This is a genomic window from Mesorhizobium sp. B2-3-4, from assembly GCF_006442315.1.
GTDB lineage: Bacteria > Pseudomonadota > Alphaproteobacteria > Rhizobiales > Rhizobiaceae > Mesorhizobium.
Map to the genome: position 1 here is coordinate 304413 of NZ_VFVY01000001.1, position 22955 is coordinate 327367.

Here is a 22955-nt window from a genome sequence, read left to right on the forward strand (position 1 = left end):
TCAGGACTTTCCGAGATAACGATCGAGGACATTCTGGGTGACCCGTTCGACCATCGGGTCTTGTCTTAGCAGGCCGGCGACCCATTCGCAGCTTCCGGCGTGAAACACCTCGCCTTTGCCGCGCGGGAAATTGACGATCATGCCATTGCTGCGCTTGACCTTCTCGAGGCTTGCATCGCTCCGATCCCCGAACAGCGTTTCGGCGCTGAAGCGGCCATCTTCGTCTGTCAGGAACTGGTCTTCTATGGGGATGTCGGCGCTTTCCTCGACCTGGCTGGCCATGCCGACGGCCAGCACCTGCAGCCCATCCGGCGCACCGCTCGTGTCGGTCGGATAGGGCAGGCCGCCGCGTATCTCGAAATCGAGCCCGTCGACCTCATAGCCATAGACATGGCTGTCGGCGCCGAGCAGGTCGCCGTAATAGATGCCGGTGCCGGCGAATGCCCAGTGTTCGGGCCGGTAAACCGGAAAGCCACGCACGCCGCGCGGCGCGCAGCCGCCCCAGCCGGCATAGAGGCCGCGCGTGGCATTGAGCCCGAAGGTCTCGGCGCCCGGCCGGCCGATCTCGGGCGCTTCCCAGGAGTTGGTCGCGCGCGTCACGTCGCCATTACGGTAGATCGGATCCTCAGCGCGGGCACGATATTTGTAGCAGACCTGCCGGCGGCCCTCGTCTTCCAGCCGCGTCTGCCACATGAAATTGCCGGCAAAGCGCGCCGCGTGGCCGCCGCGCTCGACATAGTGGTCGACGGCATCGCGCATTTCCCAGGTCCAGTATTCGTCGTGTCCGACGAACACCGCGCAGTCGTAACCGTCGAGAATCTCAGGCGAGGCATGGAGATCATGCTGGCTGGCAAGGTCGACGCCATAGCCGGCGCGTTCGGCAAAGCGGAAGAAGTGGCTGTCGTAGCTGGCCCAGCCGGACGAGGCGTATTTCTTCGAATGACCGGTGGCGAGGGCCCATTCCATATGCGGATAGCGCGGCACCGTCTTCGGCGGCACCGCGACCTCCAACGGCACGCGCGGCGCATCCTTGGGCAGCACGACGAAGCCGCGGCACCATGGGCGCTGCGTCGACACGACGGCGGAATACTGGTTGCGATCGGGCCCGGTAATACCCTGATAATGGTTGGAACCGCCCCAGGTGTTGTAGGCAAGCCAGGTGCCTGTCGCCGCCACCTGCAGCACACGGCCAGGTTTTTTGCCGGGTTGCGGAGAGACGATGAAAATGTGGTGGCTCTGGATCGGCTTGCCGTCGCGCCCATCGGCGGTCAGCGTGACCCGGTAGGCGCCGGACGGCCAATCCTGTCCGACGCGGAATTCGAACGACGCATCCCACCCGCAGCCCTCGGCCGAGCACTGGTCCGGGCTCTCCTGCCAGCGCGACGCGATATCGGATTTCTCGAACACTTTCGCCTCGGTGGCGCCGTCGCGGACGATGGTCATGCCGAAGGATGGCGCTGTCGAACTGACATGCAGCGTAACCGTTTCGCCGGCGCGGTAGGAAAAGCGGTCGCTGTAGCACCAGATCTCGCCGCGTTCGCCATCCATGCCTGGCCATTCGTAATAATGGCCGCGCACCGCGTGGCGGCGTTGCTCCGCCGTCAGTCCGAAGTCTGGGAATTCCGTGGGCAGTCTGATCATGATCGTACTCAGGTGGAGAGGTATTTCTTGAGGAAGGCGCGCGTCCGTTCTTTCTCCGGCGCGCGAAAGATATCTGCCGGAGGGCCTTCTTCGACGACCACGCCACCATCCATGAACAGCACCCGATCGGCGACTTCGCCGGCAAAGCGCATCTCGTGCGTTACGATGAGCATGGTCATGTGTTCGGCGGCAAGCTGTTTCATCACTGCGTTGACCTCGTCGACCAGTTCCGGGTCGAGCGCCGAAGTGGCTTCATCGAACAACATCACCTTGGGCTGCATGGCCAGCGCGCGGGCGATCGCCACACGCTGCTTCTGGCCTCCCGAAAGCCGAGAGGGGTAGGCATCGATCTTGTCGGCGAGCCCGACCTTGGAGAGCAGCTCATGCGCAAGCGCCTTGGCATCGGCCTTGGGCATGCCTTTCAGGATTATCGGCCCCATGGTGATGTTATCGAGCACGCTCAGATGCGGGAACAGGTTGAAGTGCTGGAACACCATGCCCATTTGCTGGCGCACCGCGTTGATGTGGCGCTCGAAGGCCTGGCCATGCAGCTTCTGGTTGACCTGCACCCCGTCCAGCCAGACTTCGCCATCGTTCAAGGTCTCGAGATGGTTGATCGAGCGCAGCAGCGTGCTCTTGCCGGAACCGCTCGGCCCGATGATCGCCACGATCTGCCCGCGCTCGACCGACAGGTCGATTCCCCTGAGAACTTCGATGGCGCCGAAGGCTTTGCGGGCGCCGCGTACCTCCACCATTGGCCGTTGCATGCTCATCGGGAAACCTCCACATGCCGTTCAAACCGATGCAAGGCCGCTTCCAGCACAAGGTTCAAGATGTAATAGAGTGCGGCGGCCGTGATGTAGAATTCGAACGGACGGAACGTCTCGCTGATCGCCAGTTGCGCCGAGTGCACGAGCTCGGCGATGCCGATGACCGAAACGATGGAGGATTCCTTCAGCAGCGCGATCAAATTGCCACCGATCGGCGGCGCTGTGTTGCGGATGGCTTGCGGTATCACCACGTAGCGCAGCGCCTGCCATTTGCCGAAGCCGATGCTGCGCGCGCCCTCCGTCTGGCCGGTGTCGACGGCCACGATGCCGGCGCGGATGATATCGGCATTGTAGACGGCAAAATGCAGCCCAAGTCCGATGATGCCGGCGGCAAGGGCAGGGATGTCGATGCCGATCTGCACCAGTCCGAAATAGATCAGGAAAAGTTGCAGCAGGAGCGGCGTACCCATGAACACCCACATGAAGGCGCGCACGGGATAGGCGAGAACCGCAGGGGCATAAAGCACAACCACGGCAAACAAAATGCCGAAGACGAAACTGAGCGCTCCCGCCGAGACCGTCAGCACCGATGTCCACCAGGCCCCGGTGACGAGCAGGTCCCAGTAAGGCACGACGACGCTGAAATCGAGACCTTGCATCAAGCGCTCCCGTCAGACGATGGCAAAGCGTTTGTCGAGCATGTCGACGATGCGGGCGATGGCGTAGACCATGATCATGTAAAGCAGCGCCGCGACGCCGAAAATCTCGAACGGCTTGTAGGTCGAACCGATGAAGCGTTGGGCCGTATAGGTCAGTTCCACCACCGAAATGGTGGATACCAGCGCGGACCCCTTGAGCAGGGCGACGGTGTTGACGCCGAGCGGGCGTATCATCAGCCGCGCTGCTTGCGGCAGCACCACCTTGCGCAAGGTCTGGAAACGGCTGAACCCGATGGTGCGGGCAGCCTCCGTCTGACCCCGGTCAACCGCCATCACCGCGCCGCGAATCGATTCCGCCATATAGGCGCCGATGTTGAGGCCAAGACCGATCACGCCCGCCGCGAACGGTTCCAGATTGATGCCGATCTGCGGTCCGCCGAAATAGAGCACGAACAGCTGGATCAGGCAGGGCGTGCCGCGAAACAGGCTGACATAGGCGGTGCCGATGGTCCGCAGGATCGCCGATCTCGACATCTTCGCCGCCGCCGCAAGCGCTGCCGCGGCGAGCCCCAGAACCAGGGCCAGCACCGTCAGTTCCAGCGTCACTAGCGCCGCTTCCACGAAGAACGGGAAGACGCGGCTCATCAAGGAGAAGTCCATGGGATAGCCCGGCGGGAGTGGCGCTTGGCCTCAGGCGAATTCGCATCGCCCGAGGCCTGGGGAAATCAGCGTATGTCGCTGCCGATCCACTGCTTGGATATCTTCTCGTAGGTGCCGTCCGCCATCATGGCGTCGAGTGCCTTCTGCATCGCGGCCTTGAGCTCGGGATTGTCCTTGCGGATGGCGATGCCGATGGCGACGGCGCCGCCTTCGATGTCCGGCGTGTCGAGCCTGCGCACCTTCTCGCCGGTTTCCTTGATGGCGACCATGACCGGAATGTTGTCCACGACAATGGCATCGACGCGGCCGGCCTTGAGCTCCAGCAGCAGTTCCGGCAGACCCTTGTAGGTGCGGACATCCCAGCCGCCTTGCGCGCGCGCCCATTTCTCATGCGTCTCGCCCAGCGTCACGCCCAGGGTCTTGCCCTTGAGGTCGTCGAGGCTCTGCACCTTGGAATCCTGGCTGACGAAAACCGCGCGGCCGGCATGGTAGTAGGGGCCGACGAAATCGACCACTTTCTCGCGCTCGGGCGTGATCGTCATCGAGCCGACGACGGTGTCGTATTTGTTGGCGAGCAGGCCGGCGATGATGCCGTCCCAGGCGGTGGTGATGATAGTGCCCTTGACGCCGATGCGCTCGGCGATGGCCTTGCCGATGTCGGCGTCGAAACCGACAACCTCGTTCTGGTCGTTGACGAAGTTGAAGGGCGGATACTGCCCGCTCATGGAGATCTTCAATTCGCCCGCCGCCTTGATCTTCTCGAGGTCGTCGGCCCTGGCCGAAACGGCGGTGAAGGCCGACGCAAGCAGCAGTGCGGCAACCGTGATGCCGGAAAATACCTTGTTCATCTGAATTTCTGTCCTCTGGATGGAGCGCGAAGGCTTGTTCTTGGGAGGCGTTGGGGCGCTCTCCTGACGGCAATGATTGCCTTTGCTCCAGCATTGCGCAAATAGATAATGGAAATAGGGAGCATAGATATCAAGAATGGCGTTACCACGTCCCGAACGGCTGGTCTGGGACCTCGACTGGAACCTGCTGCGCACATTCGTCGTCATCGCCGAGGTGAAGAGCATCACGCGCGCCGCCGAGCGCCTCAATCTCAAGCAGCCCAGCGTCAGCAACGCGCTGCGGCGCCTGGAGGACCGGGTTGGGCGGCGGCTGGTCGAACGCGATGCGACACGCTTCGAGCTCACCGAGGTCGGGCGCCTGATCTACGAGCAGAGCGTAGAGGTTTTCGGCACCATATCGCAACTGCCGCTGCTGATGCGCGGCATCAGCGACGACGTCACCGGCCACGTCATGATTGCGACGGCCAGCCATGTGGTCTCGCCGCTCTTCGACCGGGCGCTGGCGCAATTCCACCGCGACTACCCGCGCGCCTCGATCACCATCTCGGTCGCGGCAAGCACTGAAGTGGCCAAGCAGGTGCGCGAGCGCCGGGCGTCCTTCGGTATCTGCCTGGTGAGCCAGCGCGATCCTGCGCTGGATTACGCGATGGTCTACCGCGAGTTCTTCGGCTTTTTCTGCGGCCCCCGGCACAGGCTCTACGGGAAACCAGGACTGACGCTTGCCGATCTGCGGGGCGAGCCGTCCGTATCCTTCCAGACCGATCACATTTCGGACGCCTTGCGGCCGGTGGCGCTGCTGCGCAGCGAGGCCAGGCTGAACGCCGACGTCGTCGGTGTGTCGTCGAGCCTGGAGGAGGTGCGCCGCATGATCGTCGCCGGGCTTGGCATCGGCCCGCTGCCGCTGCATGTGGCGCGGCGCGACGTGGCGGACGGCACGTTGTGGCGGCTGCCGCCTTACGATGCGCCGCCCGCCATCGATATCTTCCTGCTCACCAATCCCGACAAGGCGATGAACCGGGCCGAGAAGGCCCTCTTGTCAGGCATCCAGGCCCTGATCGCCGAAACACCCCTGCAGGAGCGCATCTACGACGATTGACGGACCGACACGGGTCTATTCGACAAGAAAGGCGCTGGCGCGGTCGCGCATCGGCTCATCCAACGCCACGGAGGCTCTGGCCGCGAGGTCGAAGCGCACGCTGGTCGTCCGGCTCGATGCATGGACGATGCCATCGATCGATCCCGACATCACCTGTTCGAAAGTGATGGAGGTGCGGCCGATCTTCACCACATGCGAGCGGATGGTAAGGAGCGAACCGGCCTTGGTCTCATGGCGATAGTCGATTTCGGTGCGCACGTCGGCCCATCCGGTCGCCGAGGCATGGTCCTGTCCGGCGATATGGCCAAGCAACTGGAAACTGGCGTCGTCGAACATCGCGGCGTAGTGGCGCACGTTCATGTGCCCCATCACATCGCACATCCAGGGATGCGCGACGCCCACGAAGGTGTCGAGGGATTTGCTCATGGGATATGCTCCGCGGTCATCTGAGATCGCAAACGCCATATCGAAACGCGTCGCGACAGGCAAACCGGTGGATGAAATGGCGAGGTGCTTCGATGCAGCCGGCATTCGTTAGCCGGGCTCTTGGCCCTCCTCAACAAACCCACTATCTCAGGGGAGGCGGCGGTTCCGCCATGGGGATCGATATGCTGAGGGTGCAAAAGGTCAAGCTCGACGACATCTACGTGCCGACCGCGCGCAGGAAGACACTGCATCCCGAAACCGTCCGGCATCTGGCCGAGGACATATTGGAAAACGGTTTGAAGACGCCGATCCAGGTCCGCCACGACGGCAAACGCCACATTCTCGTTGAAGGCCTGCATCGGCTCGAAGCCGCAAAATGGCTCGGCGAGACCGAGATCGACGCCTATCTGGTGCAAGCCAAGCGCCACTGAGGCGGGGTCTCCTTCGCTCGAGGCACGCACGATCTCCAGAATTTTTCACCTGGCGTGTCGGGTCGCGTTGCATTGGCTCGTCCTTGGGACGGAAGCCAGATCAAACCGAATTTCTGAGGAGACCACAGTGGCCATCAAGCTAGACATCGCCCCCGCCAACGACCGCGAACTGGTTCTCGCCCGCATCATCGATGCACCGCGCGAGAACGTCTATCGCTGCTGGACCGACCCGACGCTGATCACGCAATGGTTCGCGCCAAAGCCGTGGACGACGCCGCGTGCCGAGATGGATGTGCGCACCGGCGGCAACAGCCTTGTCGTCATGGCCGGCCCTGACGGCAATGAATTTCCCAACCCTGGGGTTTTCCTGGAAGTCGTTCCGGGCAGGAAGATCGTTTTCACCGATGCCTATACAAAGGCGTGGGAGCCGTCGGAAAAACCGTTCATGACCGGCGTGCTGACCTTCGAGGACGAAGGCGAGGGCAAGACCCGCTACATCGCGCGCGTCCGGCACTGGAGCGTCGCTGACCGGGAACAGCACGAGGCGATGGGTTTTCATACGGGTTGGGGGCAATGCACCGACCAGCTCGAAGACCTCGCCAAGACGCTCTGACATCGCCGGACCCGGAGGAGACGGATATGTCCAGAACCCTGTTTTTCGCCATTCTTGCCTCGGTCGCGGCGTTTTTCGCTTGCCCGGGCACCATCAATGCAGAGGAGACGAAGCCCGCCATGACCACCGAAACGAAAACGCTGCCGAAGCCGGAAAAATCCGGGCTGCTGCCGATCAACGGCGTGAATTACTATTACGCCGTCTATGGCAAGGGTGAGCCGCTGCTGCTGCTGCATGGTGGCCTTGGCTCCATCGACATGTTCGCGCCGATCCTGCCCAAGCTTGCCGAGAACCGCACCGTCATCGGGGTCGACCTGCAGGGGCACGGCCGCACCGCGCTTGGCGACCGGCCTTTCAGCCTGGAGGCGATCGGCGACGACATGGCTGGTATCGTCAAGACGCTCGGTTACGACAAAGTCGACGTCATGGGCTATTCGCTGGGCGGCGGCGTTGCCTTCCGCATGGCGGTCCAGCATCCCGAGACCGTGCGCCGGCTTGTCCTTGTCTCGACCGGCTATGCGGCCGATGGCTTCTACGACGAGATGCGCCCGCAGCAGGCGCAGGTGAGTGCCGCCGCGGCACCCTTCATGAAGGACACGCCGATGTACAAATCCTATGTCGCGGTCGCGCCGCATCCCGAGGAGTTTCCAAAACTGCTCGATGCGCTCGGCAATTTCATGCGCCAGGACTACGACTTCTCGGCCGATGTCGCCAAGTTGAAGATGCCGGTCATGTTGGCCTATGGCGACAGCGATATGTACAAGCCCGAGCACGAGATCAAGTTCTACCAGATGCTCGGTGGCGGTCTGAAGGATGCCGGCTGGATGCGTGAGAACCTGTCGCAGAACCGTCTGGCCATCCTGCCCAATCGCACCCACTACGACGTCTTCTTCGCACCCGAACTGACGGCCGCGGCACTGCCGTTCCTCGACGGCCAGACCAGGGTGAAGAGTTGGGATGAGGTGGTCGGCGAAGCCGAATGATCCTGCCAACCGCCGGTCGTCTCCAGAGAGACGGCCGGCGTGCCGTCTAGGAAGCCTAGGCGCGGCGCGGTTGCCTCAGATGCTTGATGCCGCTCATCTCGACGAAATTCGTCGCCGACTCCCAGAGATAGTCGCCGTAGAGGAACGGCTCGAAAGGCTCGGCGCCGTCCAATGGCAGCGGCGAGATCTCGGCGTCGACGCGCGGCTCGTAGAAGAACGGGATCGAGAACCGCACCGTTTTCGGCGCGATGACCCGGTGCCGTGTCGCCCGCACGCGGCCGCCGGTCCAGCGTTCCAGCAACTGGCCGAAATTGACCGCCAGCGTGCCATTGGCTGGCGGCACGTCGATCCATTCTCCGGCAAGGGTCTTTGCCTGCAAGCCCTCGACGCCATCCTGCGCCAGCAAGGTGACGAAACCCGAATCGGCATGCTCCCGGCCAATGATGCCGCGTGTCTCGCCCTTGTGGATCACCGAAAATTCCGGCCCGCTGATGTCGATGCCGGCACTGGCGTCGCGCAGCGGATAGCGGATCAGACGTAGCGTCGAGATGCCGCCATCGAAATAGGCATCGAAGATCGTCTCGGGCAGTGCAAGCCCGCGGGCGATCGACCGCATCAGCATGTTGCCGACCGTCTCCATCGCGCGATAATAATCGGCTGCGGCGGCGCGCCAGCCGGGCAGCGCATTCTCGGCCGGCAATGGTGTCGGCTCGCGCAGGGGATCGTCGGAAGCCGAGACTCGCGCCGCATCGGCGAGGTCCGGCCCCATGTCGATGCCTTCCTTGTAGGAAACGGCATGCGGCTGCAGCGGGAACCAGCCACGGTAGAAATTCTTCTTCGTGTTATCGAAGTTCCAGCGCAGCAATTCCTGCTTGCCTGCATCGGGAAGTCCAAAAATACGCAGCAGTTGCGAACGCTTCTCCGGCGTCAGCCAGTCGTCACCCGGAAAATCCCGGACCGCCATGAAGCCAATGCCGGCCGCGGCGGCCATGATCCTGGCGTCGACGCGGTCGCGGTCGGGCGAGGGCGGTCCGAACAGGTCCGCGATACCGATCGTTTCGATGTCCGCCATGATCTCGATCCCCCCGCATCACGATAATCGATGACCTTGTATCAAAGCTTTTCAATTGACCCAATCGGCCTCGCCGATACCTTGCCGCCGTTCACGTCACCAATGGGGTCAAGGCCATGGCAAGATACGAGGGCGGATGCCTGTGCAAGGCGGTGCGTTATCGCAGCGACGCCGCTCCCCTAAACGAGCGCATCTGTCATTGCCGGCTCTGCCAGAAGGCGATCGGCGCGGCGTTCAATGCGCGCGTTCTGTTCCGGATCGACGATGTGACGGTCGACGGCCCGCTGGCCACGGTCAACACCTCGCCGGATCTCAAACGGGGGTTTTGCCAAAGCTGCGGCACGACGATGTTTTCGCGGCGCGATTCCGCCGGTATCATCGGTGTGACCACCGGTTCCCTGGACGATCCGTCGCTCTTCAGGCCCCAGATGCATATCTGGACCGCCTCGAAGCAACCCTGGGTGATGCTCGACGACGGCCTCCCGCACTATGAAGGCGCTCCACCGGCCTAGCTTTCGCCAACAAGGAGGGCGTGCCTCGGGATGACCAAAAATTAATCCAAAGAGACACGCGATAGCCGGCAAAGCGTCATTGGCGGGCCATCTTTCTCTCCCTATCTAAGCGTCGCGGGCCCGGCATTCGAGGAGACGACGGATGAACGATAGCATCAGCACCCTGGACGAGCTCTTGAGCGATCCGATGGTCCTGCTTGTGATGGAGCGTGACCGTGTGCGCCCGGAACAAATGCGCATGCTGCTCGAGCGGGCGCGCCGGCCTTCCCCGGAAGAACCGATCGTCCCGCCGGCGCATGTGATCGCCCGGACCTGCCAGAAACTGTGGCTGTGCCCCTGAAGTCCTTGCGTTTCTTCATGAAAACCACTGGCCGGCCCATGGGCCGGTTTGGATGCGGATCGCGCCGCGCGCGGACGTATTGCAATGCGTCAGCCGCTTCGGGACGCAATGATGCCTGCTCCGGCGACCAGCTTACAAATTCGTAAATTGATTCTCCGCCACGTGACGGTATGGCTTGCCCGGGCCGATCGCTAGCGATCGTGCCTTCGCAAGTCCGATCCCTCACGCATGGAACCCGACATGGCTGATATCTGCACGCAAGGCATCGACACGGGCTTTGTCGGCCTTGGATTTGCCAAGGTCGCTTTCCTCGGTCTCGTGCAGGGCATCACCGAGCTGCTGCCGATTTCCTCGACCGCTCACATGCGCATCGTGCCGGCGGTGCTCGGCTGGCAGGATCCCGGCTCCGCCTTCTCCGCCGCCATGCAACTGGCGGCACTTGCGGCCGTGGTCAGCTATTTCTGGGGCGATGTTCGGGATCTCCTGTTCGGGTCGCTCGACGCCCTGACGCGACGTGATTTCGCCGATCGGCATTTTCGCCTGGCTTTGTGGATCGTTCTGGCGACCATCCCCATCGTCATCGCCGGCGTGGCGCTCTCCGGCGTCCTCAACGCCTGCAATTCGCCATTGCGCAGCCTGAGCGTGATCGGCTGGGCCTGTATCGCCATGGCGGTGCTGCTGGCGCTGGCGGAAATCCTCGCCCGACACAAGCGCACCATGGCCGAAGCTTCACTGACCGACGCGCTGCTGGTCGGCGTCGCGCAGGTCGGCGCCTTGATACCCGGAGTTTCCCGTTCCGGCTCGACCCTGACGGCGGCACTCGGGCTTGGCTTCAAGCGGGCGGAGGCGGCGCGTTTCTCGTTCCTGCTGGGACTGCCGGCCATCGCGCTTGCCGGCCTCAAGGAGTTGTGGGAACTGCACAAGGTGCATCTCGATGCGCATGGATGGTCGGTTCTCGCCACCGGATTGGTTGTTGCTTCAATATCGGCCTTCTTCGCCATCTGGGGCCTGATGCGCGTGCTCGAACGCTTCTCCGCCTGGCCTTTCGTCATCTATCGTGGCGTGCTCGGGGTCGTCCTGCTGCTCGGCGTCGCGATGGGATGGCTTGCCTAGGCCGCTTGGGTATCGCGTGAGGTGTTGCGCGGCTGCCACCGGCCCTGGGGCATCAATCCATGCCCGAAGATGTGATCGGGCGCCTTCATTGACTTCCGGCAATCTCCGCCCTTAACGTTCTGTTAACAAAAGCAGATGGCGGAGCCGCATGGCATCCTCGTTGGGTTTGCGCCGGAAGGCGAAGGGGCTGGGGCTTGCGATTGCCCTGATAGGCGTCTGTTCGGCGGCCAATTCCGCCCACGCGGCGCCGGCTTCCATGGTTGTCGGCGGCTCGACGTCCCAGCCGATCGGCCACTATGATTTTTGCAAGATCCATGTCGCCGAATGTTCGATCCGTTCGCCCAACAGCGTGCCTGAGCATCTGACCAGCAAACTGCTGCACGAGATTTCCGCCGTGAATCTCTCGGTCAACACCCGCGTCAAGCCGATGAGCGACTTGGACAATTACGGTAAGGACGAATGGTGGGCCTATCCCGACAATGGCTTCGGCGATTGCGAGGATTACGCGCTGGAAAAACGGCGTGAGCTCAACGGCCTGGGCGTCGCCATAGCCAATCTCCTGATGACTGTGGTTCGCAAGCCGGACGGCGAAGGCCATGCCGTGCTGACGGTGCGCACCGACAAGGGCGACTTGATCCTCGACAATCTTGTCGACAAGGTTCGTCTCTGGAACCAGACGCCGTATCGCTACCTGAAAAGACAGGCGAGCGACAACACCGGGCACTGGGTCTCGATCCTTGGCGGTGAAGAGAAGTTGGTCAGCGCCGTCAAATAGCCGTCGCCGGACGGTCACGCCGTCATCCACGCTTATCCCCTGCAAATCCTTCATCGTGCCGGCAAGCGGTGCTATCCACGACAATTCGTTGGAACCGACAATCCGGAACGCGCATGGATTTTTTGACACTCCTGAATTCGGCGCCTCTTCTTTTGGCTTTGGTCAAGGCAGCACTGCCGCACGCAGTGGCCACGACGTTGGCGTTCGGCCAGTGGTTCGCGTCGGTGCCGCCCTGCCGTGACGCTACCTTCGAGGCGGCCAGCTTTCTTGTCTGCGAGGTCGATCCGAAGCTCTATTCGATTGAACTGTTCTGGAAAGATCCGGCCGGCAAGCCTTTTCAATCGCTGCACAATCTCGACAGCGCCCAGCGCGCGGCCGGCCGCACCATGCTGTTTGCCATCAATGCCGGCATGTATCACCCCGACCTCCGGCCGGTCGGCCTTTATGTCGAACGCGGCCAGGAAATGGCTGGGGTGAAGACGGGATCGGGCAGCGGCAATTTCTCGCTGCAGCCAAACGGCATCTTCTACATAGGCGGCGGCAAGGCCGTGGTCCGGGCGACAAGGGACTTCGTCAGGAAACGGCCAGCCACCGACTATGCGACGCAATCAGGGCCGATGCTGGTCATCGACGGCCAGCTTCACCCGAAATTCCAGGCCGACGGCACCTCGCGCAAGAGCCGCGACGGTGTCGGGGTGCGAAAGGACGGGGTGGCCGTCTTTGCCATTTCGAACGGCACGGTGACGTTCCATGCCTTCGCCCGCCTGTTTCGCGATGCACTCGGCTGCGACAACGCGCTTTTTCTCGACGGCACTATATCGAGCCTGCTCGCCCCAGCCATCGGCCGCAACGACGACTATTGGAATTTGGGGCCGATGATCGGCGTCTTCAGGAAGCGCGGCTAGAGCGATGGGGCATTGACTGCGAATTGGGCGGCGAAAGCCCTGGCATAGGCAGGCCGCGCTTCGCCGCGCGCGACATAGGCGGCGAGGTCTTGATATTCGTCCAGAATGCCCGACATTCTGAGCCGCAGCAGCACCGACACCATCAGAAGATCGCCCGCGCTGAACGCACCATCGAGCCAGTCGGCGACGCCCAGGTGAGCCGAGAGTCTGTCCAGCCGGGCCCGGACACGGTCCTTCACCAGCGGCAGGCGCGCCTCGCTCCAGGGCTTGTCGGCCTCGAATACTCTGGCGTTGGTCAATTCGAAGACCGGCGGTTCGACGGTGTTCAGCGCGGCGAACATCCACGTGATCGCACGCGCACGGGCATCGCGCTCCGTCGGCAGCAGCCCCGCATGCCGCTCGGCAAGATGAAAGACGATCGAGCCGGTCTCGAACAGCGAGAGGGAACCGTCCTCATAGGTGGGAATCTGGCCGAAGGGATGGATGGCCAGATGCTCGGGCGCCGCCATCCCCGCGGAGGAAAGGAAACGAACCTCATAGGGCTGTCCCATTTCTTCGAGCGCCCAGCGGACGCGCGTATCGCGCGCCAGCCCTTTGCCGCCATCGGGGGACCGTTCAAACGCTGTGATCGTGATCGTCATGGCATCCGTTTCCTTGCCCGGGCGAATTTCCTTGGCTTCCTATCGAAGACGAATGAGCGTCCTGGAAATCGACAGCGGCCTTGAATTATTTTCATCGCCTGGCGCGGCTTCGAATGCCTTCCGGGCAGAGGTATGCGCTCACACCTTGAGCTAAGCCGTCCGCCTGTTGCCGCGCAGCCTGATGACGATCACGGCTATGATGATCGCCGCCACCATCGCCACGATCACCGCCAGTCCCCACAGGCTGGTCGCGTCGAGTTCGGGCAGACTGTCGGCGCCTTTGGCCACCAGCCATCCAGGCGACAGCACGACCGGCGCCCAGATGATCGCCGACAGGATGTTGGCGACCTGGAAACGCCGGCGGTGCATGCCCATCATGCCGGCGACCAGCGGGATGGTGGCGCGCACGGGACCGAAGAAGCGGCCGATGAAGACCGCGGCGAAACCGTAGCGGTGGAAGAACAGGCGCGCCCGCGCGACCTCGCGCCGGTAGCGGTTGAGCGGCCATTTGTGCACGACGCCGCGCCCGAGCCATCTGCCGAGAAAATAGGAGATGGTGTCGCCGAGTGCCGCGCCGACCATGGCGGCGAGTAGCACGGGCAGGGGTTGGACGATGCCGGCGCCCACCAGGCCGCCGACGATGATCAGCACCGTGGTGCCGGGCAACAAGATGCCGATCAGCACCAGCGATTCGCCGAATGCCAGCAATCCGACCACGAGGCCCGCCCAGGCCTGGTGGTTCTCGATGAAACAAACGCTCTGGTCGATGAACGACTGCACGCAAGCTCCCTGCTAGTAAGTGTTTCTCAGCTGCCGCTGCCGAGCAGGCTCTTGAGTTCGTCGAGCTTGTCGTTGACGAGCCAGCCATAATAATTCTCGACCGGCAGCTTGCGGCCCTTCGTGTTGGCAAGAGCCGCCGCCCGCTGGCGCGGCTGGCCGACATTGTAGAGCGTGGCCGTGATGCCGGGATTGCCCGAAATGTCGAAGCCCTGTTCCTTGTAGGCGTCGATGGCATCGCGCACGATCGCGGCGATGTAGACGATGCTGCGGTCCGGATCCATCACATCGCGATAGATCGCCTGCGGATGGTCGGGCGTCAGCCTGTCGTAGCCGCTCACCCTGTTCACGAGGTCGGTGACCTCGAGCGCGGTCAGCGGGCTGATCTGGCCGAGGCCGAATGTCTGGCCGGCGAAGAAGGGCTGGAAGAATGCCTGCTGGAAGGTCATCGCGTCATAGGTGACGCCATCGACCGTCTTGCCGCGGAAATGCTCGACCCAGACCCTGTCGCGGCAGCTCCACAGGGAAGCGCTGTCCCTGGCCTGCGCGCAGCCGGCGAACTCCGGTCGCTGGACAAAGGTCTGCACCGGCACGCCCTTGTAGCGGAAGGCGAAGTCGAGGCCGGAATAGGACAGCGCCTTCACATAATAGGTCTGCACCGAGCCGACGGCGGTGACGTTGTAGGTATGCTCGCCCACCAGCGCGCCGACGATGTGGATGGGATCGATGTCGTAGGCCGCCGCCACCTGCTTGATATGCGCCATGAGCTTCTTCTCGCGCTTCAGCAGCGCGACGATCTTCTCGTACTTCTCGTCATAGGTGGTCTTGAAGGCGCGTGTTCGCGTGGCCGATGCCTCCGGAATGGCCGGCTGGGTCGCCGAACGGTTGCCCGGGGGAACGACGATCAGGCCGCTCGCCTGCGCCGTCTGCATCGACACAGCCCCGCCGCAGGGAGCGACGAGCAGGAGGACCAGGAGAAGTCGCTGCAAGGCAGTCATCGGGCGCCCTTCTGGGAATTTCGGGAACACGGCGGGAACCGCCGCATACCCGTTCTCAACAGCCACATCATGGCACTGTCAAGGCTTGGCGGGGGCGGGTGGGAGCGACTGTCTGAACGGGGTCACAGTTATGGTAAAAAACTTGATTCAAACTTTATTGGTAATTTCTCGTTCATAACTGGTCTGGTTGTCCGTCGGCCATCGCCTTCGGTCTGTTGTGTTTTGAGTACAGGTCCAGATGCGGTTACCAGGCGTCATCAGTTTCGTGATCGCATCGCTGTGCCTCGCCGGCTGTTCGTCGACATCTGGCATGGATGCGATCGACCTGCAGAAGCCTTCCAACGAAACGACCAGTTCGGTGGTACGGCCAAGCGCACTGATCGCTTCCGCTCCCGTGGCCAAGGCAAGCAATACGCGCAAGCGCATCGAGATCGCGCCCGAGGACGACACGGTCCGGCCCTTTGGCCTGGCCGAGGAAGAGACGGTGGCGTTTCCCGCGACCGAACTGCCCGACAGCGTCGAGCCGCCGGTCCAGGAGGCTGCTCTTGTGTCGCCGCCGAAGCTGTTGTCACGGGCGGCTCCGCCGATGCTGGCCGGACCGGTCACGCGCTACGGCTTCCGCGATGCCAAGCCGATCAATTTCGGCCGTTCATCGCCCCGCCACCTTGCCGTGCATGGTGTCGACGTGTCGCGCTGGCAAGGCAACGTCAATTGGGAGAAGCTGCGCGCTCAGGGCGCCAACTTCGCGTACATCAAGGCAACCGATGGCGGTGACCATCTCGATCCGATGTTCATGAAAAACTGGCGCGGCGCCGACGCCGCCGGCATGAAGCGCGGCGCCTACCATTTCTTCTATTGGTGCCGCGTCGCCAGCGAACAAGCCGACTGGTTCATCCGCAACGTGCCGAAGGTCGAGGGCGCGCTGCCGCCGGTCATCGATGTCGAGTGGAACGGCGATTCCTCCTGCAAGCGGCGGCCGTCGCGTGAGAAAGTACTGGAGAAGATGCAGGTGTTCATGGACAAGCTGGAACGCCATTACGGCCAGCGGCCCATCATCTACACGGCGCCCGATTTCTACCGCGACAACCTCCAGGGCGCATTCCAGGATTATCCGTTCTGGCTGCGCGCGGTCGCCAGGCATCCGTCAAAGGTCTATCCCGGCCGCAAGTGGCTGTTCTGGCAGTATTCCGGCTCCGGCCTGTCGCATGGCGTGACCGGCCGTATCGACCTCAACGTCTTCCACGGCGACGAGCGGCAATGGCGCGCCTGGGCCGGCGGCGGTGGTCGGGCGATGATGGCCGACGCGGATTAGGCAGCAAGCACGGCGCACACCGCCGGTTATCGAAACTGGTTGCCGCCGCCGCGTTCCTGGCTCAGCCGGAGCTGCGTTCGCAGGCTCATGATCTCGCTGATCGCCGCGTCGATCATGGTCAGAAGCGTCAGCGTGTCGTGCTGGCTCGGATCCGCCCTGACATAGGCGAGCTGGTTCACGATGTCGGTGTCGTCGTTGGCTTCGTCGCTCATATCGGTCTCCCGATTGCTGCCTCTGGGATGTCACCTGCCTTTTTTAAGCCGATCGGTTCGGCGGTCAAATTGCGCAATCCGGCGTGTGCGTCGAGTGGGGTCGGCCTTCGCGGTTTTGCGAATAGACAAGACTTTGCCGCCGCCTTGATGTCCTATGTGCGGATTGCCGCACTCTTGGTCGTCGGGGGGCGAGTTGGAGCTCAAACTGCTGCTGGTCGGATTCGCCTGCGTGGTCGCCGGCGTGCTGTCGCTCATCACCTTCGCGAAATGGCGCGAAGTCAGGGCGATGCGCCACTGGTTGCCGGCGCCGGGAAAGATCATCTCGTCGCGCGCCGAGGCCCGCAAGGTGAAGATGTCGGGCGTTGGCCCGGAGACGAGCGACGCCACCGAGGTCCGGAATTTTCCGGCGATCACCTTCGAGTACAAGGTGGGCGGCAAGAGGTTTCGCGGCTCGCGCTACAGCGTGAAGGAGAATTTGGGGAATTTCGAAGTCGCCGAAACCCTGGCGCAGTTCCCAACCGGCGCCGAAGTCACCGTGTTCTACGATCCGGCCGATCCCGGCAAGGCGGTGATCGAGCGCACTTTGCCCGACGGCGCTTTCAAATTCATGGTCAAGCTGTCAGCCGGATTGGTGATTGCCACCGTGATCATGGTGTTTTCCTTGGGTGGAATTCTGGAGACCATCAGGCCGCTCCTGCCCAACCCGGAAAACCTTGGGGTCGCGGTGTTCCTGTCGATCATGGGCGTGTTCGCCTTGCTCATGGGCATCGCCCAGAAGGCGCTCGCCAGGCAGGCCGCGAAATGGCCGGTCACATCAGGCCGCATCGATGCGTCGGGCCTTGAGACCGTCCGGATCGATAGCGCCTATCAGCGCAGGCGCTCCGTCTTCCGCTCCCGTATCGTCTATAGCTATGAGGTGGCCGGTCGGCACTACACCTCGGCCCGGGTCACTTTCGGGGCCAATGTGATGGCTTCGCTGCCAGGCCTGGTCAGTGGCCAGATCGGGCGTTATGCCGAAGGCAGCAAGGTCGACGTGCACTACGATCCCGCCAACCCGGCCTCCGCTGTGCTCGAACCCAGGGCGCGCGGGCTGTGGTTGCTGTGGGTTTGTGCCCTGGCCTTTCTCTGTGGCGCGGCGTGGCTGGTGGGGTTGGTGCCTTCGCCTTGACCGGATGCCGGGCGACTGTCGCGATGCGATCAGCGCACCCTACACTTCGTTGATCATCGCCTCGATGTTATAACCATCCGGATCGAGCACGAAGCAGGCGTAGTAATTCACGCCGTAATCGGGACGCGGGCCGGGCGCGCCATTGCCCTTCGCGCCAGCTTCGAGCGCGGCCCGGTAGAAGGCCTCCACCTCGGCCCGGCCACCGACGCGGAAAGCGACATGCAGGCGGGTGAGCGGCGGCTTCTCGCCGGTATGCTGGATTTCGAACAGGCAGCCATTGCCGACATCGAAGGCCCAGAACACGTCCTCCTTGCCGAAGGACAGACGGTGGCCCAAGGGCGCGAACGCCTTTTCGTAGAAGAGCTTGCTCCTTGCGAGGTCGCTGACTTCGATGGTGATGTGATCGATCATTATTGTGTGGCGCCTGACCTTGTCCTGACATGACAGGATGACGATGCCTGGAGCCGATGTCGAGGACGAGATGGCCAGGAGCGGTCGCTTGGAGCTCGATCGGCGCGCCAGAGCCCTTGCCATGATGACGTCACAAGAGGATTTTGCAGGCGCGGTTCGCGCCGCCCTTTTTTGAATCCTTGGAGATGACATGCGGATCTGGCATTTCAGGCGGGAGTCTCTTGCCACGGCGCTGATATGCCTGTTGGCGGCCATGCCGACGGCAGCACTGGCCGACTCCACGCTGAAAGACCCGACCGGCGAAGCGCTCGACCGCTGCCTGAACGACGCGGCCAATGCCTCCACGTCAGGCCAGACCGACTGCGAGGCGACGGCCTCGAACGACTACGATCGCCGGATGAACGCCGCCTATGCGACGCTCCTCGGAAAACTGCCGCGACAGGCCGCGCAGAAGCTTCGCCTGTCGCAACGCGCATGGCTGGCCTTCCGCGACGCCGAGGCGAAGGCGCGAGACGCCCTCTACGAAACCAGGCAAGGCACGATGTACGTGCCCATGCAGGCCTCGGATTCGACCGACGCCATTCGCGATCGGGCGCTTCAACTGGAGGGATATGTTCGCGTGATGGCGATCGATGAGTGAGGAGACAGCGTCCCTCACGCGACCTGCCACCGGCGCCTGGCGTGAACAAATCGGCCCGATCTTGCGACCGGGCCGATTTGATTTGTCTACGTGAGCTTGAAATACCTCAGCTGCACCCACTCGTGGCACCGCAGGTATCGCACTTCTCGCAGGTCCCGTTCCGCACCATCGTAAAGTTCTGGCACTCTGAGCAGGAATTGCCGGTGTAGCCCTGTAGCAGCGACTTGGCGCGGCGGTCGGCGGCGAGTTTCTTCGCCTCGGCCGCTTCATGGGCCGCCGTGTCGGTGAACAGCGCCGCGGTGGTGTCGGTCGCGGCATCGGAGGCCGCTTCCTCGAAGGCGATGTCCTCGGCCAGTTCCTTGGCTCGCTCCTCATAGTCGCGCTTGTAGGCGATCGCCTCGTCGCTGGCCGGTTTCAACGCCAGCACGTTCGAGCCGGAGAAGGCCGTCGGCGCCGAGCGGGCAGGGGTGCCGGAGGCGGCGAAGCCCTTCGGCTCGTTGCCGCTTGCCCTGGAAACCAGCTTCACCGGCGAACCGCGGGTCAGGCCCTTGGAGACTGCGTCGGTCTTGCCTTCGCTGATGCCGCGGCCAAGCGCTGTGTTGGAGAAGTCCGACTGATCGACATGGGCGAGGTCGTTGCGGCCGAGATAGGAGATGGCGAGCTCACGGAACACATAGTCGAGGATCGACGTCGCGCTCTTGATGGCATCGTTGCCGATGACCATGCCGGCCGGCTCGAACTTGGTGAAGGTGAAGGCGTGCACATATTCGTCGAGCGGCACGCCATATTGCAGGCCGAGCGAGATGGCGATGGCGAAGTTGTTGAGAAGGCCGCGCAGCGTGGCGCCTTCCTTGTTCATGTCGATGAAGATCTCGCCGAGACGGCCATCATCATACTCGCCGGTGCGCAGGAAGATGGTGTTGCCACCGATCTTGGCCTTTTGCGTATAACCCTTGCGGCGGCCCGGCAGCTTTTCCTGTTCGCGCGACACGCGCTCGATGATGCGCTCGACGATACGCTCGGTGATCTGCGCCGCCCGTGCCGCCGCCGGAGCGGCGACGAGTTGCTCGACCGCCTCGTCCTCGTCCTCCTCGCCATCGGCGAGCAGCGAGGCATTGAGCGGCTGCGACAGCTTCGAGCCGTCGCGGTAGAGCGCGTTGGCCTTCAGCGCCAGCTTCCACGACAGCATATAGGCGTTCTTGGCGTCCTCCACCGTCGCGTCGTTCGGCATGTTGATGGTCTTGGAGATGGCGCCGGAGATGAAGGGCTGTGCCGCCGCCATCATCTGGATGTGGCTGTTGATGGACAGCGAGCGCTTGCCGATCTTGCCGCAGGGGCTGGCGCAGTCGAACACCGCCAGGTGTTCGGCCTTGAGGAAGGGCGCGCCTTCCAGCGTCATCGCACCGCAGACATGGATGTTGGCGGCTTCGATATCCTTCTTCGCGAAGCCCATCGCCGGCAGCATCTCGAACGAGAAGTCGTTGAGCTGCTCGTCGGTGAAGCCGAACGTCTCCTTCACCCAGTCGGCGCCGAGCGTCCACTGGTTGAAGACGAACTTGATGTCGAAGGCCGACTTCAGCGCGCCGTTCAGCGCCGCGATCTTCTCGTCGGAAAAACCCTTGGCCTTGAGCGAGCCGGGGTTGATGCCGGGCGCCTGGTTGAGATTGCCGTGGCCGACGGCGTAAGCCTCGATCTCGGCGATCTGGCTTTCGGAGTAGCCGAGCGTGCGCAACGCTTCCGGCACGGCGCGGTTGATAATCTTGAAGTAGCCGCCGCCGGCGAGCTTCTTGAATTTCACCAGCGCGAAGTCGGGCTCGATGCCGGTGGTGTCGCAATCCATGACCAGGCCGATCGTGCCGGTCGGCGCGATCACGGTCGCCTGCGCGTTGCGATAGCCATGCTCCTCGCCGAGTTCGATGGCGCGGTCCCAGGCTGCCTTGGCGTGGGTGGCCAAATCCTGCTGCTTCAGGTCCGACGCGACAAGCGGCACCGGATTGACGGCCAGCTTCTCATAGCCGTCCTTGTCGCCATAGGCGGCACGGCGATGGTTGCGCATGACGCGCAGCATGTTCTGGGCGTTGCGGTCATAGTCGGGGAAGGCGCCGAGCTCGGACGCCATTTCCGCCGAGGTCGAGTAGGCGACGCCGGTCATGATGGCAGTCAGGGCGGCGCAGATGGCGCGGCCCTCATCCGAGTCATAGGGAATGCCCGAGGTCATCAAGAGGCCGCCAATATTGGCATAGCCGAGGCCGAGCGTGCGGTAATCGTAGGAGAGCTTGGCGATTTCCTTCGACGGGAACTGCGCCATCATCACCGAGATTTCGAGAACCATGGTCCACAGCCGCACCGTGTGCTCATAGGCAGCGATATCGATCGTGCCGTCGGCATTGCGGTAGGGCAAAAGGTTGATGGAGGCCAGGTTGCAGGCCGTGTCGTCGAGGAACATGTATTCCGAGCACGGATTGGAGGCCCGGATCGCACCGGCCGAAGCGCAGGTGTGCCAGTCGTTCATCGTCGTGTTGAAGTGCAGGCCCGGATCGGCCGATGCCCAAGCGGCATAACCGATCTTTTCCCAGAGATCCCTGGCCTTCAGCGTCTTCAGGACCTTGCCGTCCTTGCGGGCGGTCAGGTGCCAGTCGGCGTCGGTCTCAACGGCGCGCAGGAAATTGTCCTTCAGCGACACCGAATTGTTGGAGTTCTGGCCCGAAACCGTCAGGTAGGCATCCGAATCCCAGTCGGTGTCGTAGGTCTTGAACGACATCGAGGTGTAGCCCTGCTTGGCGAACTGGATGACGCGGTAGATATAGTTCTCCGGCACCGCCGACTTCTTGGCCGCCTTGATCTCGCGCTTCAGCGCCGTGTTGATCGCCGGATCGAAACAGTCGTCGTCATGGCCTTCGCAATTGACGCAGGCCTTCATGATGGCTTCGAGGTGCTTCTTGACGATCTTGGAGCCGGTCACCAGCGAGGCGACCTTCTGCTCTTCATTGACCTTCCAGTCGATGAACTCCTCGATATCGGGATGGTCGGCGTCGACGATGACCATCTTGGCGGCGCGGCGCGTCGTGCCACCCGACTTGATGGCGCCGGCCGCGCGGTCACCGATCTTGAGGAAGCTCATCAGGCCCGACGAACGGCCGCCGCCCGACAGTTTTTCGCCTTCGCCGCGCAGCAGCGAGAAGTTCGAGCCGGTGCCCGAGCCATATTTGAACAAGCGCGCTTCGCGCACCCACAAATCCATGATGCCGCCCTCGTTGACGAGGTCGTCCTGCACGCCCTGGATGAAGCAGGCATGCGGCTGCGGATGCTCGTAGGAGGATTTCGACTTGGTCAGCTTGCCGGTGAAGGGATCGACATAGAAATGCCCCTGGCTCGGGCCGTCGATGCCATAGGCCCAATGCAGGCCGGTGTTGAACCATTGCGGCGAGTTCGGCGCGACGCGCTGAGTGGCCAGCATATAGGCAAGCTCGTCGCGGAAGGCACGCGCGTCGTCCTCCGACTTGAAATAGCCGCCCTTCCAGCCCCAATAGGTCCAGGTGCCGGCCAGCCGGTCGAAGACCTGGCGGGCATCGATCTCGGAGCCGTAACGTTCGGCCTCGGGAAGCTTGGCAAGTTCGGCGTCATCGGCGACGGAGCGCCATAGGAAGGAGGGGACGTCGTTCTCCTCGACCTTCTTCAGCCGCGCGGGAACGCCGGCCTTGCGGAAATATTTCTGGGCCAGGATGTCGGCGGCGACCTGGGAGAACTGCGCCGGCACATCGATATTGTCCAAGCGGAACACCACCGAGCCATCCGGATTCTTGATCTCGGAAAGGGCCTTGCGGAATTCGATCTCCGCATAGGCTGATTGCCCTGGCTTGGTGAAACGACGCTCGATGCGCATTGGTCCTGTCCTTTTGTCTATATATAGCGCTTTCATCAGGGGATTTCTGCCCCAAAAGACGAAACGCGC

General features: G+C 62.9%; 25 protein-coding genes. 12 read left to right on the forward strand and 13 right to left on the reverse strand.

The genetic code is table 11. The features are described 5' to 3' along the window. The 5 genes from FJ967_RS01740 to FJ967_RS01760 all read right to left on the reverse strand — a co-directional run bounded on the left by FJ967_RS01740 (position 1) and on the right by FJ967_RS01760 (position 4578). A complete protein-coding gene (locus FJ967_RS01740; protein ID WP_140729987.1) occupies positions 1-1641 on the reverse strand; it encodes a N,N-dimethylformamidase beta subunit family domain-containing protein in 1641 nt (546 codons plus the stop codon). Between the two features lie 8 nt (positions 1642-1649). After that, on the reverse strand, positions 1650-2414 hold the full coding sequence (locus tag FJ967_RS01745; RefSeq protein ID WP_140729988.1) for an amino acid ABC transporter ATP-binding protein: 765 nt from the start codon (positions 2412-2414) through the stop codon (positions 1650-1652). Beyond that, positions 2411-3070 (reverse strand): amino acid ABC transporter permease, encoded by a 660-nt coding sequence (locus FJ967_RS01750; protein WP_140729989.1) that lies wholly within the window; start codon positions 3068-3070, stop codon positions 2411-2413. The genes FJ967_RS01745 and FJ967_RS01750 overlap by 4 nt, the downstream gene beginning before the upstream one ends. A gap of 12 nt (positions 3071-3082) precedes the next feature. Then, positions 3083-3730 carry an amino acid ABC transporter permease gene (locus tag FJ967_RS01755; RefSeq protein WP_140729990.1) on the reverse strand — a complete coding sequence of 216 codons (648 nt, stop codon included), beginning with the start codon at positions 3728-3730 and terminating at the stop codon, positions 3083-3085. Between the two features lie 65 nt (positions 3731-3795). After that, complete coding sequence (locus tag FJ967_RS01760) at positions 3796-4578, reverse strand: ABC transporter substrate-binding protein (protein WP_140729991.1); 783 nt, start codon at positions 4576-4578, stop codon at positions 3796-3798. Positions 4579-4714: 136 nt separating this feature from the next. Between FJ967_RS01760 and FJ967_RS01765 the strand changes: the two genes are divergently transcribed. Continuing rightward, the gene (locus FJ967_RS01765) at positions 4715-5674 is read left to right on the forward strand and encodes a LysR family transcriptional regulator (RefSeq protein ID WP_140729992.1); all 960 of its coding nucleotides are present in this window, start codon (positions 4715-4717) and stop codon (positions 5672-5674) included. A 15-nt stretch (positions 5675-5689) separates the two neighbouring features. On the opposite strand, the gene FJ967_RS01770 is transcribed toward FJ967_RS01765, so the two are convergent. Further along, complete coding sequence (locus FJ967_RS01770) at positions 5690-6100, reverse strand: acyl-CoA thioesterase (protein WP_140729993.1); 411 nt, start codon at positions 6098-6100, stop codon at positions 5690-5692. A 182-nt stretch (positions 6101-6282) separates the two neighbouring features. Between FJ967_RS01770 and FJ967_RS01775 the strand changes: the two genes are divergently transcribed. The 3 genes from FJ967_RS01775 to FJ967_RS01785 all read left to right on the forward strand — a co-directional run bounded on the left by FJ967_RS01775 (position 6283) and on the right by FJ967_RS01785 (position 8127). Further along, a complete protein-coding gene (locus FJ967_RS01775) occupies positions 6283-6531 on the forward strand; it encodes a ParB N-terminal domain-containing protein (RefSeq protein ID WP_140729994.1) in 249 nt (82 codons plus the stop codon). Between the two features lie 127 nt (positions 6532-6658). Then, positions 6659-7144, forward strand: coding sequence for an SRPBCC family protein (locus FJ967_RS01780; RefSeq protein WP_140729995.1), 486 nt, complete (start codon positions 6659-6661; stop codon positions 7142-7144). A gap of 26 nt (positions 7145-7170) precedes the next feature. Further along, positions 7171-8127: an alpha/beta hydrolase gene (locus FJ967_RS01785; protein WP_140729996.1), complete on the forward strand. Its 957-nt coding sequence runs from the start codon at positions 7171-7173 to the stop codon at positions 8125-8127. 55 nt (positions 8128-8182) lie between these two features. On the opposite strand, the gene FJ967_RS01790 is transcribed toward FJ967_RS01785, so the two are convergent. Next, a complete protein-coding gene (locus FJ967_RS01790) occupies positions 8183-9199 on the reverse strand; it encodes a 2OG-Fe(II) oxygenase family protein (protein ID WP_140729997.1) in 1017 nt (338 codons plus the stop codon). Positions 9200-9315: 116 nt separating this feature from the next. On the opposite strand from FJ967_RS01790, the gene FJ967_RS01795 reads away from it, so the two are divergent. The 5 genes from FJ967_RS01795 (at position 9316) to FJ967_RS01815 (ending at position 12844) form a co-directional block, all read left to right on the forward strand. After that, positions 9316-9711, forward strand: a complete 396-nt coding sequence (locus tag FJ967_RS01795; RefSeq protein ID WP_140729998.1) for a GFA family protein — start codon at positions 9316-9318, stop codon at positions 9709-9711. 142 nt (positions 9712-9853) lie between these two features. After that, on the forward strand, positions 9854-10051 hold the full coding sequence (locus FJ967_RS01800) for a hypothetical protein (RefSeq protein ID WP_140729999.1): 198 nt from the start codon (positions 9854-9856) through the stop codon (positions 10049-10051). A 240-nt stretch (positions 10052-10291) separates the two neighbouring features. Then, a complete protein-coding gene (locus FJ967_RS01805) occupies positions 10292-11164 on the forward strand; it encodes an undecaprenyl-diphosphate phosphatase (protein WP_140730000.1) in 873 nt (290 codons plus the stop codon). A 148-nt stretch (positions 11165-11312) separates the two neighbouring features. After that, positions 11313-11939 carry a transglutaminase-like cysteine peptidase gene (locus tag FJ967_RS01810; protein ID WP_140730001.1) on the forward strand — a complete coding sequence of 209 codons (627 nt, stop codon included), beginning with the start codon at positions 11313-11315 and terminating at the stop codon, positions 11937-11939. A gap of 113 nt (positions 11940-12052) precedes the next feature. Further along, on the forward strand, positions 12053-12844 hold the full coding sequence (locus tag FJ967_RS01815; protein ID WP_140730002.1) for a phosphodiester glycosidase family protein: 792 nt from the start codon (positions 12053-12055) through the stop codon (positions 12842-12844). Here the strand turns inward: FJ967_RS01815 and FJ967_RS01820 are convergent. The 3 genes from FJ967_RS01820 to FJ967_RS01830 all read right to left on the reverse strand — a co-directional run bounded on the left by FJ967_RS01820 (position 12841) and on the right by FJ967_RS01830 (position 15194). Then, entirely contained in the window at positions 12841-13485 is a 645-nt protein-coding gene (locus FJ967_RS01820; protein ID WP_140730003.1) for a glutathione S-transferase family protein, read from the reverse strand. The genes FJ967_RS01815 and FJ967_RS01820 overlap by 4 nt on opposite strands. A gap of 150 nt (positions 13486-13635) precedes the next feature. Beyond that, positions 13636-14265 carry a DedA family protein gene (locus FJ967_RS01825; protein WP_140730004.1) on the reverse strand — a complete coding sequence of 210 codons (630 nt, stop codon included), beginning with the start codon at positions 14263-14265 and terminating at the stop codon, positions 13636-13638. Between the two features lie 26 nt (positions 14266-14291). Further along, positions 14292-15194, reverse strand: coding sequence for a DUF1402 family protein (locus tag FJ967_RS01830; protein ID WP_246675156.1), 903 nt, complete (start codon positions 15192-15194; stop codon positions 14292-14294). Between the two features lie 304 nt (positions 15195-15498). Between FJ967_RS01830 and FJ967_RS01835 the strand changes: the two genes are divergently transcribed. Continuing rightward, complete coding sequence (locus tag FJ967_RS01835) at positions 15499-16572, forward strand: GH25 family lysozyme (RefSeq protein WP_140730006.1); 1074 nt, start codon at positions 15499-15501, stop codon at positions 16570-16572. A gap of 26 nt (positions 16573-16598) precedes the next feature. Here FJ967_RS01835 and FJ967_RS01840 read toward each other — a convergent pair whose 3' ends face one another. Continuing rightward, positions 16599-16784: a hypothetical protein gene (locus FJ967_RS01840; RefSeq protein WP_140730007.1), complete on the reverse strand. Its 186-nt coding sequence runs from the start codon at positions 16782-16784 to the stop codon at positions 16599-16601. A 193-nt stretch (positions 16785-16977) separates the two neighbouring features. Between FJ967_RS01840 and FJ967_RS01845 the strand changes: the two genes are divergently transcribed. After that, positions 16978-17952 (forward strand): DUF3592 domain-containing protein, encoded by a 975-nt coding sequence (locus FJ967_RS01845; protein ID WP_246675144.1) that lies wholly within the window; start codon positions 16978-16980, stop codon positions 17950-17952. Positions 17953-17991: 39 nt separating this feature from the next. Here the strand turns inward: FJ967_RS01845 and FJ967_RS01850 are convergent, their stop codons facing one another. Next, positions 17992-18363 (reverse strand): VOC family protein, encoded by a 372-nt coding sequence (locus FJ967_RS01850; protein ID WP_140730340.1) that lies wholly within the window; start codon positions 18361-18363, stop codon positions 17992-17994. A 253-nt stretch (positions 18364-18616) separates the two neighbouring features. Here FJ967_RS01850 and FJ967_RS01855 point away from each other — a divergent pair, with 253 nt between their 5' ends. Continuing rightward, positions 18617-19003 carry a lysozyme inhibitor LprI family protein gene (locus FJ967_RS01855; protein ID WP_246675157.1) on the forward strand — a complete coding sequence of 129 codons (387 nt, stop codon included), beginning with the start codon at positions 18617-18619 and terminating at the stop codon, positions 19001-19003. 106 nt (positions 19004-19109) lie between these two features. On the opposite strand, the gene FJ967_RS01860 is transcribed toward FJ967_RS01855, so the two are convergent. Beyond that, on the reverse strand, positions 19110-22886 hold the full coding sequence (locus FJ967_RS01860; protein ID WP_140730010.1) for a vitamin B12-dependent ribonucleotide reductase: 3777 nt from the start codon (positions 22884-22886) through the stop codon (positions 19110-19112). Between the last annotated feature and the right edge of the window lie 69 nt (positions 22887-22955).